The 11,783-nt window shown below is 46.5% G+C and carries 11 protein-coding genes; 8 read left to right on the top strand and 3 right to left on the bottom strand.

The window, feature by feature from the left end; genetic code table 11:
• The first annotated feature begins 30 nt into the window (after window positions 1–30).
• Window positions 31–1,278, top strand: coding sequence for a tyrosine--tRNA ligase (tyrS, locus tag ON063_RS01305; protein WP_224861557.1), 1,248 nt, complete (start codon window positions 31–33; stop codon window positions 1,276–1,278).
• A 96-nt stretch (window positions 1,279–1,374) separates the two neighbouring features.
• Window positions 1,375–2,001: a GTP pyrophosphokinase gene (locus tag ON063_RS01300; protein WP_214693273.1), complete on the top strand. Its 627-nt coding sequence runs from the start codon at window positions 1,375–1,377 to the stop codon at window positions 1,999–2,001.
• Window positions 2,002–2,035: 34 nt separating this feature from the next.
• Here ON063_RS01300 and rpsD read toward each other — a convergent pair whose 3' ends face one another.
• Both rpsD and ON063_RS01290 read right to left on the bottom strand, forming a co-directional pair.
• Window positions 2,036–2,635 (bottom strand): 30S ribosomal protein S4, encoded by a 600-nt coding sequence (rpsD, locus tag ON063_RS01295; protein WP_074033444.1) that lies wholly within the window; start codon window positions 2,633–2,635, stop codon window positions 2,036–2,038.
• Between the two features lie 222 nt (window positions 2,636–2,857).
• Entirely contained in the window at window positions 2,858–3,340 is a 483-nt protein-coding gene (locus ON063_RS01290; protein WP_274663966.1) for a GAF domain-containing protein, read from the bottom strand.
• 235 nt (window positions 3,341–3,575) lie between these two features.
• Here ON063_RS01290 and ezrA point away from each other — a divergent pair, with 235 nt between their 5' ends.
• A complete protein-coding gene (ezrA, locus tag ON063_RS01285) occupies window positions 3,576–5,306 on the top strand; it encodes a septation ring formation regulator EzrA (protein WP_274663965.1) in 1,731 nt (576 codons plus the stop codon).
• Between the two features lie 74 nt (window positions 5,307–5,380).
• Window positions 5,381–6,952 (top strand): amidohydrolase, encoded by a 1,572-nt coding sequence (locus ON063_RS01280; protein WP_274663964.1) that lies wholly within the window; start codon window positions 5,381–5,383, stop codon window positions 6,950–6,952.
• A 53-nt stretch (window positions 6,953–7,005) separates the two neighbouring features.
• On the opposite strand, the gene ON063_RS01275 is transcribed toward ON063_RS01280, so the two are convergent.
• On the bottom strand, window positions 7,006–7,824 hold the full coding sequence (locus ON063_RS01275; RefSeq protein ID WP_214694006.1) for an NAD kinase: 819 nt from the start codon (window positions 7,822–7,824) through the stop codon (window positions 7,006–7,008).
• Window positions 7,825–7,973: 149 nt separating this feature from the next.
• Between ON063_RS01275 and tpx the strand changes: the two genes are divergently transcribed.
• The 4 genes from tpx (at window position 7,974) to ON063_RS01255 (ending at window position 11,757) form a co-directional block, all read left to right on the top strand.
• Window positions 7,974–8,462: a thiol peroxidase gene (tpx, locus tag ON063_RS01270; RefSeq protein ID WP_214746441.1), complete on the top strand. Its 489-nt coding sequence runs from the start codon at window positions 7,974–7,976 to the stop codon at window positions 8,460–8,462.
• A 96-nt stretch (window positions 8,463–8,558) separates the two neighbouring features.
• Window positions 8,559–9,452 (top strand): class I SAM-dependent methyltransferase, encoded by an 894-nt coding sequence (locus ON063_RS01265; protein WP_274663963.1) that lies wholly within the window; start codon window positions 8,559–8,561, stop codon window positions 9,450–9,452.
• 119 nt (window positions 9,453–9,571) lie between these two features.
• A complete protein-coding gene (locus ON063_RS01260; protein WP_271304541.1) occupies window positions 9,572–10,783 on the top strand; it encodes an acetate kinase in 1,212 nt (403 codons plus the stop codon).
• A 377-nt stretch (window positions 10,784–11,160) separates the two neighbouring features.
• Window positions 11,161–11,757: a 3D domain-containing protein gene (locus ON063_RS01255; RefSeq protein ID WP_214795643.1), complete on the top strand. Its 597-nt coding sequence runs from the start codon at window positions 11,161–11,163 to the stop codon at window positions 11,755–11,757.
• Window positions 11,758–11,783: the final 26 nt, after the last annotated feature.

Below are 11,783 nucleotides of genomic sequence, written 5' to 3'. Positions count from 1 at the left end.
TTTTTTATGTCAATTGAAGGAGTGGAACAGATGGAACTATTAAAAGACTTAGAGTTTCGAGGGCTTGTCAACCAAATGACAGATGAAGAAGGATTGAAAGAACAACTGAAACAACCAACGACGTTGTACACGGGATTTGACCCGACAGCTGACTCGCTTCATATCGGGCACTTGCTTCCGATTTTGACGCTGAAACGTTTCCAACAAGCAGGTCACCAGGTCATCGCGCTCGTCGGTGGGGCGACAGGTATGATTGGAGACCCGTCAGGTCGTTCGGATGAACGTTCATTGAACACGTTAGATACGGTCAAACTCTTCTCGGACCGCATCAAAGATCAGTTGAGCCGATTCCTTCCACTTGAAGGGGAGAACCCGATCACGATTCGCAACAACTACGAATGGACGGAAGAGATGTCAATCATCGATTTCCTTCGCGACATCGGGAAGCACTTCCCAATCAGTTACATGCTTGCAAAAGATTCCGTCGATTCACGCATGGAGAACGGGATCTCGTACACAGAATTCTCATACATGTTGCTCCAATCTTACGACTTCTTGAAACTATACGAGACAGAGAAATGTCGTCTTCAAGTCGGTGGAAGTGACCAATGGGGGAACATCACGGCAGGCCTTGAATTGATTCGTCGCTTCGGCCATTCAGAAAAAGCGTTCGGCCTTACGGTTCCGCTCGTCACAAAGTCGGACGGACAGAAGTTCGGGAAGACAGCCGGCGGTGCGGTCTGGTTAGACGCTGACAAGACGTCGCCATACGAGTTCTACCAGTTCTGGATCAACGTCGACGATGCAGATGTCATCAAGTTCATCAAATACTTCACATTCATGTCGCATGAAGAGATTGAAGCACTTGCAACTGAAGTGGCAGAAGCACCTGAGAAGCGTGTGGCGCAGCGCCGTCTCGCAGAAGAGATGACGAAGCTCGTCCATGGTGAAGCAGGACTTGAACAAGCGGAACGCATCACGACAGCATTCTTTAGCGGAGATTTGACGTCGCTTCAACCAGAAGACATGGAAGATGCTTTCAAAGGAATGCCGCAATTCGAGCTTGACGGCGAGCGCAACATCGTCGACCTCCTCGTCGAGGCGAAGATCTCACCATCGAAACGTCAGGCACGTGAAGATGTGACGAACGGAGCGATTTACTTGAACGGCGAACGCGAACAAGCGCTTGATAAAGTCGTCACGCGCGAAGACACGCTCGGTGAATTCACAATCATTCGTCGCGGTAAGAAAAAATACTTTGTGATTCGTCACGTATAATCATCACGTCCGTTCCTCATTTGTTGGGGAATGGACGTTTTTTGTACATTCTATGTTATTCGGATTTGATAAAATGAGGAGATAGGAGGGATGACGATGGAGATTGAAGAATTTTTCGGCGACCAATTCCATCAATGGCGTGAACACTTTCGATATTATGAAATGGCGATCACGGAACTCGAGAGCGATCTCGGGATCATTGACTTGGATTGGCAGACGCGACTCGGTTATTCACCGATTGAACACGTAAAGACGAGAATGAAGACGTTACCGTCCATCGTGCGTAAAATGAAGCGGAAAGACTTACCTCTAGAGGTGTCTGCACTTTGGGAACACGTCCATGATGTGGCGGGGATTCGGATTGTCACGAGCTTCCGTGATGACATTTATGAGATCTTGCGTCATTTAGAGGCACGGGATGATTTGGACATCATCGAAATCAAAGATTACATCGAACATCCGAAGCCGAGCGGGTATCGGAGTTTACATCTGATCGTGAAGACAAAAGTCTACTTGGCCGAGCGGATCATCTGGGTACCGGCTGAAATTCAAATTCGTACGCTTGCCATGGATTTTTGGGCGGCGACGGAACATAAGCTTCAATATAAATATCAGCACGAGGTACCGGAGTCGTCGAAAGAAGAACTCATTGAAGCGTCACGGATGGCCGATGCTCTTGATACGCAGATGGGACGCATTCGACAAGAAATTCTGAAGAAATAAAAAATCCCCTTCGCAAAGAAGGGGATTAAAAGCATTAACGTGAGTAGTACTCGACGATGAGTTGCTCTTTGATTTGGTCGTTAAGTTCAGCGCGTTCTGGGAGACGTACGAATGTACCTTCGAGTTTCTCAGCGTCAAACGATACGAAGTCTTTTGTAGCTGGTGCTACTTCAAGAGCTTCAGCGATTGCTTTCACGTTTTTCGACTTTTCGCGAACTGCGATAACTTGACCTGGTTTTACGCGGTAAGACGCGATGTCTACGCGTGATCCGTCAACTGTGATGTGACCGTGGTTGACGAGTTGGCGTGCTCCACGACGTGTGCGAGCGAGGCCGAAACGGTAAACGAGGTTGTCAAGGCGTGATTCGAGCAAGAACATGAAGTTCTCACCGTGGATGCCTGGCATTTTACCAGCATCGTTGAAGATGCGGCGGAATTGCTTCTCGTTCACTCCGTACATGTGACGAAGTGCTTGCTTCGCTTGAAGCTGAAGACCGTATTCTGAGATTTTCTTACGACCATTTCCGTGTTGACCTGGTGCGTAAGGACGTTTTACTAATTCTTTACCCGTTTCGCTAAGCGAGATGCCTAAGCGACGCGAGAGTTTCCAAGCTGGACCTGTGTAACGAGCCATGATTGGACTCCTCCTTGTTGTTCATGTATTTTGCACAAAAGAACAACGGTGTCAAAGACGAGTAACGCCCCTTTCAAGGTGCAAGCACCTTCACTTGATAGCGAAGCTACGAGATGCCCCTCCGACTAAGTCGAGGCCCGAAAGGTGGATACGTTTGTCTATGACTGCTATCGTCATTTCATGCACAAAGATGAGTATACGATGAAAGTAAATGCTTGTCAATCAAATAAAGCGAAGTAGCGTCTCACAAAAACGTTCGAGTCCAACACGATCGACTTCGGAGAAACGATCGAATTCTGGACTGTCGATATCGAGTACACCGATTGTCTTTCCATCTCGAACGAGTGGTACAACGATTTCAGAGTTTGAAGCCGCGTCGCATGCGATATGTCCTGGGAATTGATGAACGTCAGCGACGAGCTGCGTTTCCTGTGTAGACGCCGCTGTTCCACAAACGCCTTTTCCGAACGCGATATGCACACAAGCTGGAAGACCTTGGAAAGGACCGAGAATGAGGCTATCCTCAGAGTCTGTCACATAAAAGCCGACCCAGTTGATTCGATTTAAAAATTGGTTCAGTAAAGCACTTGCGTTGGCAAGGTTGGCGACCGCATTTGTTTCGCCTTCTAATAGAGCAGCGAGTTGTTTATTTAATAGATCGTAACCGGCAGCTAAATCACCTGAATAGGATGTTGTTTGGAACATATTGAATCCCCTCCATCTTTCTTCTTTTTAGAATTTAGCATTATGGTACACGCAAAATTCGGATTTGTCTTGCGTGAAAGTTCAGAAAAAATGAACAATCTCCACTGAAACCATTGGAAAACCTATGCAAATCATTGGTTCTATAATATGATTAGGTATATCTATTCTTATAAAATACTTCTTTTTTATATAAGGTACATAAGTCCACGAAAGCGGCTTGGAGGTTGTGACAAAGATGGATTACGGAATTTATGGGTTAATCATTGGAATCATCGTCGTCGTATTAGGCGGCATGTTGGGGAGTATGCTCATTCGAAGGAATTTTTACCAAAAAATCGATGACTTAGATATGAGAAAACAGAGTGTGCTCAGCGCGAGCATTCCGGTTGAACTTCAGAAGTTCAAGCAATGGCCAATGGAAGGGGAAACGAAAGAAAAGTTCGATCGTTGGCATCAGTCTTGGGATGAGTTGGTCAGTGTGCATGCAGGTCAAATCGATGAAGCGTTATATCGAGCCGAGGAAGACTTGGACAAATATCGCTTCATGAAAGCAAAGGCGGACTTGAATGCGACAGAACAACTTATCGAAGAACTCGAGACGATGGTACACGCCATGCTCGATGAGATGGATGAGTTCACGGCACACCACACTTCGCTTATGGACATCGTGAAGCAAGACGAGAAAGAATTGTATCAGTTCCGCAAAACATTGAATTCGCAAAATCATGCGTTCGGACCGACATATACGCTTGTCGAGCAAGAGATTGCTGCCGCTGAGGCGAAGCGCAGTGAAATGATCAATTTGAAACAAGTCGGTCAAGTCTCTGAGGCGTTCGAGACTGGACAAGCCTTATCGGACCAAGTCGGTCATATCCGTGAATTGATTCGGATCATTCCGCAATTCGTACGTACGGTCCAAGTGGAGTTGAAACAACAACTTCAACAGTTACGGGCTGGACATAAAGAAATGCAGATGGACGGGTATGCGCTCGAACCACTCGGATTAATGGAAGAAATCGATCAAGCGGAAGAACGTCGTGAGGAACTGATGGCTCGCATCGAACGATTGGAATTCGATCATTTCGAAGAGGATATGCAACAGTTGAGTTCCGATATCGACCAGCTGTTTGAAGCGTTCCGGACGGAAGTCGATGCACGCCAATATGTGAAGAAAGAATTTGCGACGATTCAGGAGCGTGAACGTCAGTCTTCCGAAATCATGGGCAACCTGCAAACAGAAATGTCTCGACTCGTCAGTAACTATGAGATTAACGCTCGCGTCGGCGAAGAGTTTGAACAGTTAGAACGCGAACGGACGACGCTTACGGCGAACGTACTCGATATCGAGCAAGCCCTTGTCGCTCAAATGTTGCCGTATAGCATGATTAAATCGAAAGTCCAAGAAGCGAAACGTTCGCTCGATCAATTCAATGCCATGCATGAGCGATTCGTCGAGGACACGAATTCGTTACGAAAAGAAGAACTCGAAGTACGACATAAGCTCGAAACGTGGAAGAAAGAATTGTCTGCGCACCGCCGTCTTCTTGCGAAAAGCGCGATGCCTGTCGTCCCGAACGATTTATCCAACGACTTACGTCAACTTCAAAAAGGCGTCCAGTCTCTAGATGAACAGTTCGATAAAGCGCCATTCAATATGACTTATATCGTCGGGCTCAGTCATGATGTAGAAGAAATGATGGATCACTTCCGCGACCGTGTCCATGCGCTGATTCGTCAAGTGACGTATGCTGAACAGTTGTTACAATACGCCAACCGATTCCGTCGTCGTGACAACGAAGTGCACATCGCTTTGACGCTTGCGGAGAACAAGTTTCTACACGGGGAATATGGTACTGCCGTTGAAATCGGTGAGCGTGTGCTCGGCCGCTTCGAAGAAGATGGGGCGCATGAGATTCGTCGACGCGTCGATCAAGGGTTAGAACAGCAAGAACTGCTAAAAAAATAAACGATGCATGAAGATTGACGGAAACGGGAAAAACGTAGACGTCAATCTTTTTTCAATCAAGGAGGAATCGTCAGATGGGTACGTTATGGGTTAATGGGAACATCTATACGTTGAATAAACCGGGTGAAATGATGCGGGCCATGTTTGTGGAGCATGGACGAATCTTAAAAATGGGCGAAGAAGGCCATCTCCGTCGTACATACGCCGGTCGGATTGAAGAGATTGTGAACTTAGAAGGAAAGAGTGTCTATCCTGCTTTCACAGACTCGCACATTCACCTTGTCGGTTACGGGGAAGCGCTAGACCGTGTCGATGCAAGCGAGGCGACCAACCTTCGAGAATTACTTGAGACGATGAAACAACAAGGGTCAGATGATGAATGGGTGGTCGCAGAAGGATTTGATGATCGATTACTGGGTGAAATGCCGACGCGAGACATGATTGATGAAGTCATTTCGGATCGTCCCGTCGTCTTGAAGCGTGTCTGCCGTCATGTGGCGGTCGTGAACTCGAAAGGACTCGAGCGCCTCGGCTTGATTCATCACACGGTCATCGAAGGCGGGAAGCTCGGGCGGGATGAGGAAGGGAAGTTGAACGGTGTCTTATATGATGCCGCGCTCGACCTCTTATATAAAGAATTGAGTGGGAATCGAAAGAAAAATGCTGCCTCACTCCGACGTGCCATCGATTCGTTGTTCGCACACGGGATTGTCGGTGCCCACACCGAGGACTTGTTTTATCATGGTGACCCGTTAGAGACGATTCAAGCGTATGAGGACGTGCTAGATGAATTGCCATTCCAAGCGCATCTTCTCGTTCATGAACAAGTGGTGGACCGTGTCATTCAACATGATGCGATGACAAAACGAAAACGGTTTGACTTTGGGGCGATGAAACTGTTCGTAGACGGCTCGTTCGGTGGACGGACAGCGCTGCTCTCAGCACCGTATGCCGATGACCGGGCTCAGCGAGGGATTGAAGTGCACCGACCGGATCATCTGGAAGCACTCGTGAAAAAGGCGCGTACGTACGGAATGAACGTCGCGGCTCACGTGATTGGGGATGCGGCCGTCGAACAGTTTGTCAGTCTGCTTGAGAAATATCCAGCTAAAAAAGGAACGCGGGACCGCATTATCCACGCTTCCTTATTGAACGATTCCTTGATCAAGCGTATCAAATCCCTGCCTGTTCTAATCGATGCGCAACCGGTCTTTCTTTCTGACGACTTAGATATGTTGGTTGAACGGTTAGGGAATGAACGTGTTCATGATGTGTATCGCTTCAAGTCAATTCTTGATACGGGAGCATTATTGTTAGGGGGAAGTGATGCCCCGATTTCATCCGTCGATGTTCGGAAAGGGTTGTTCGGAGCGGTAGCGAGACAGTCGTTTAAGGGTTCGAGCACGTTAAATCCGAGTGAGCGTCTATCGATGTACGAGGCGCTTCGCAGCTTTACGTATTCACCTCATGTCGCCACCGGTACACACGGAAGAAACGGGTTATTGATTCAAAGTTACAACGCAAACTTCACCGTGTGGGACGAGGACTTCTTCCAATTACAAGGGGAGGACATTCTTCACAATCGTTTAGCCATGACGGTCGTCGAAGGAAAACCGGTATATGAGGCGGAAGTCGTCACATCGTAAATAAAAGAGGAGCCAATTGATCCGAGTTAGGATCAACCGGCTCCTCTTCTTGATTAGAAGAATGAACGTTGTACTTTATGCCAGAACGAGTTCGTGCGAAGTTTGACGGTCTTGATGACTTTGTCAGAAAGTTCGATGTCGATCCGGTCTGTGTACTTTAAACTGAGTGCTTCATTATCCATACCGATGATCGGGTAGTCGTTTCCGTCTTCAACGATGCGAAGCGATAGCTTGCGCGATTCGTGTACGATAAACGAAGAGCCGAGTGTGCGGTAACGGTTGTTGTTGACCGAAGCGATCTCGCTGACTTGCATACATGGGATGAGTGGGTCGACGACCGCGCCGCTCAACGATTTGTTATAAGCGGTCGAACCGGTCGGGGTCGACACGACCATTCCGTCCCCACGGAATGTCTCAAAGTGCAAGTCGTCGATATATACCTCGATCGCGAGTGATTTGATGATACTCGATTTAATAGAAGCTTCATTTAAACAAAGAAGCGGTGTCGATTCGTTGATTGATGCGGAGAGAAGTGGATATTTGCGTACTTCGAGACCTTCTTCGATTCGCGTCGAGTTGTCCGAGAAGAGGCGGTCGACTTCATCGAGTTTATGTATGTCAAAGTCACAATAAAACTCGTTCAATCCGCGTCCGAATCCGACATAGATGGCATCCTGACGAAAGCCTGTATAGCGGACAGCCTGTAAAAAGGCACCGTCTCCACCAACCGCAGCGATAATATTCGCATCTTCTGGTTGATTGACGATGTTAAACCCGTGTTTTTCCCCGATTTCTTTTAGCTTCTTCACTTCTTTAGTGAATTCGTTGACGTTACGATGGTACAAATAGACGTTATTTCTCATCTGAGTCATCCCCTTTGTCAATGGTGTCAACCTTATTATAACGTGTTTCCTTCAACCAATATAGGGAAAACTGAAACAGAGCCAAAAGCAGGAAGTTTGTCAAAGGCTCAATTTCATCGATATGATGAGAAGGTAACTACAACAAAGGGGATGAGTTCATGCCAACATTTAAAGGGAACAACGTGACATTACAAGGAAATCCAGTGAAAGTGGGAGACCAAGCTCCTGACTTCCGAGTGTTGACGACAGCTTTAGAAGAGGTGACATTAGCAAGCTATCCGGGGAAAAAATTGATCAGTGTCATTCCTTCAATTGATACAGGCGTATGTGACGCACAAACGCGTGAATTCAATGAGAAAGCATCATCACTTGGCGGAACGGTCTTGACTGTGTCGAACGACCTCCCATTTGCACAACGTCGTTGGTGCTCGGCTTCAGGTCTTGACAACGTGGTCACGCTCTCTGATCACCGTGATCTATCATTTGCGAAAGCGTATGGCGTATTAATTGAAGAAATGCGTCTCCTCGCTCGTTCTGTGTTCGTCGTCGATTCAAACGGCGTCGTCCAGTACGTTCAATATATGGATGAAATGACAGACGAAGTTGATTTTGAAGCAGCGCTTCAGGCATTCGAACAAGCGAATTGATTCGTTTGGCGAAATTGATTAAAATAGCTTACACTAGTACGTGAACCGACCGGTCCTCTTATGGGGGCCGGTTTTGTATGGAAAGGATGAACGAAAATGGAACGTTTTGAACAACTGTATCGTGATTGGAAGAAAGAAGCGAAAAAACTTGTCAACGACCTTGATGTATTACCGATTGAGGCACTCGTGCAAGTGTTTGACCATGTCGACATCGAAAATGAGAAGATGGATGACGTGCGGAAAGCTGTCAGTCTACTTGTGCTTGAAGAAACGACGCAACTCCCACCGAACAACCAACCGACTCCGGATGCGGTCAGTTTGTTCATGGGCTACTTGGCAACGAAGCTCCTCAAAGATGGTGCGACGATTCTCAATCTTGGGAGCGGCACAGGCACGTTGACACATGCGGTCCTCTCGCAATTGAAAGAAGCGACGGCACAAGCGGTCGAAGTCGATGAATTGTTGCTTCGTCTCTCTTATTCGATTAGCAATTTATTAGGAGAGCCGGTTTCATATTTCCATCAAGACGCGCTCGCCCCGTTGTTTGTCGAACCGAGTGATTTGTCACTTGCGGATTTACCGATCGGTTACTACCCAAATGATGAAGTCGCGGCCGAATACGACATGAAACGTAATGAAGGGCATGCCTATTCTCATTTCTTGATGATGGAACAGGCAATCCGTCATACGAAACCAGGTGGACACGGATTGTTCGTCATTCCGAACAATTTGTTTGAACAGGATGATGAAGGGAAATTAAAACAATGGATGGACCGTGAAGCGGTTGTCAAAGGTGTGATCCAACTTCCGACGACGATGTTCAAAGATGAACGCTATGCGAAAAGTTTGTTGCTCCTGCAAAAAGTGGGAGAAGGCGTCACACGTCCGAAACAAGCCTTATTCGTTGAGCTTCCGTCGTTCACGGATGTTCGAGCGGTTGCCAATGTAGTGAAACAGATTGACGATTGGTTCAAAACAACGCAAAAATAATAGACAAAATACTTGAAAAAGGTATTCAAAATCAAGTATCTTCATTATGATACAGTTATCGGTTTTAAATTGAACAGATAAAGAAACGCGTTTAAAACGAAAGGTAAGAGGTGTATGACATGACGAAAATTATGGCAGTCAATGCTGGTAGTTCATCGCTCAAGTTCCAGTTACTCGAGATGCCAACGGAAGAGTTGCTCGCAGTCGGATTGGTTGAGCGCGTAGGGAAAGAAGATGCAATTTTTACAATTAAGTACGGTGAAGGACAGAAGTTCAACGTGGTCACACCACTTCACACGCACAAAGAAGCGGTTGAATTGACGTTAGAGAAACTGATCGAACTTGATATCATTCAATCGTTTGACGAGATTTCGGGCGTAGGTCACCGTGTGTTACACGGGAAAGAGTTGTATGCGGATTCGGTTGTGATCGACGATGAAGTCATGAAGAACATCGAGTCTTTCACAGAGCTCGGACCACTTCACATCCCACCAAACTTGACTGGGATTCGTGCTTTCCAAGCAATCTTGCCAAACGTTCCACAAGTTGCGGTATTCGACACGGCATTCCATCAATCGATGCCAGAAGAGAACTTCTTGTACAGTCTTCCGTATGAATACTATACAGAGCACGGTGTTCGTAAATATGGTTTCCACGGGACTAGCCACAAGTACGTGACACAACGTGCATCAGAACTTCTCGGTCGTCCGCTCGAAGACTTGCGTTTAATCTCATGTCACCTCGGTAGCGGTGCGTCAATCGCAGCCGTTGCAGGTGGTCGTTCGATTGATACGACAATGGGCTTCACACCGCTTGAAGGAATTACGATGGGAACTCGCTCAGGTTCGCTTGACCCAGCGCTCATCCCATTCTTGATGCAAAAGACAGGGAAGTCTGCTGAGGACGTCTTGAACGTCATGAACAAAGAGTCTGGTGTTTACGGTCTCTCTGGTATTTCAAGTGACTTACGTGACATCGAGCAAGCGGCTGCAGAAGGAAACCACCGTGCAGAAGTATCTCTCAAAATCTTCTCAAACCGTATTCACGGTTACATCGGTCAATATGCCGCTGAAATGAATGGTGTCGACGCCATCATCTTCACGGCGGGTGTCGGTGAAAACTCGGATGTCATCCGTGAGCGTATCCTCCGTGGTCTCGAATTCATGGGCGTCTACTGGGATCCTTCACTTAACAACGGTGCACGAGGCAAAGAGTTGTTCATCAACTACCCACACTCACCAGTTAAGGTCATCATCATCCCGACGAATGAAGAATTGGTCATCGCGCGCGATACGGTTCGCATTGCAAACCTCGTTGAAGAGCACGCATAAGATCACTTAAACCCACGTTACTTTGCGTAACGTGGGTTTTTTTTGAGTCTTTTTTCCTAACGTGCTAGAGGACGAATAGGACAAATGATTTTCGTTTTGTAACATTATATGCATGTTTTATATCGTTTTGTAACATTTGAGTCATGAAATAACCATATATTGGATGGTTATTTATATAAATATCTCTACTTCGTTTCAAATATGCGATTAAAAGCAAAGAATCAGGTGTTTTGACATCAAGTTGTAACGTTCGTGACATTTAAATGAACCGTAAGTGTAACGGCACTGCTACATATTTCATCATATAGTTATCTGGACGAAACATTCGATGTACAGTTCATCGATGACACGATCTGAACTAAGGGAGGAACGATTGCATGCTTAAAAAGTTAGGATGGATGATGCTAATTACGATTTTAGTTTCAACGCTTTTCCTGCCACAATCGCAAGTGCAAGCTGCCTCTTCAAATAAAGTTTATGTCGTCAGTAAAGTGAACGATTTAAATATCCGTTCAGATGCACGAATGGGTACAAAAATCTTAGGTAAGTTAAACAAAGGTCAAAAATTGCAACGTTTAGGTTCAAAAGGAGCCTGGACACAAGTTTATTATAAAAAGAAAAAAGCATGGGTTGCGACAAGTTATGTCACGACAACAGGAGCTAAGAAACAATCTGTCGGTAAAACGTACACGATGAAAGCATCCGCGTATACACCTTATTGCAAAGGCTGTTCTGGGAAGACGGCTCTCGGTTGGAACGTTCGTACACAAAAACGTAATGTGATCGCGGTCGACCCGCGTGTCATTCCACTTGGGACGAAAGTTCAAGTATACGTAGGGAGCAAGCTGTTAGGGACGTATACGGCTGCAGATACTGGTGGCGCCATCAAAGGAAATAAAATCGATATCTTAATGTACTCGCACAGTGCGGCGATTCAATTCGGTCGTAAAACGGTTACGGTCAAGGTGTTGTAAATAAAGAAAAGGGGTCTTGCGATTGC

Source organism: Exiguobacterium sp. B2(2022), assembly GCF_028823655.1.
GTDB classification, from domain to species: Bacteria; Bacillota; Bacilli; order Exiguobacteriales; family Exiguobacteriaceae; genus Exiguobacterium; species Exiguobacterium aestuarii_A.
The sequence above is the reverse complement of the archived record's forward strand: the minus strand, read 5'-3'. Positions and strand labels throughout refer to the sequence as shown.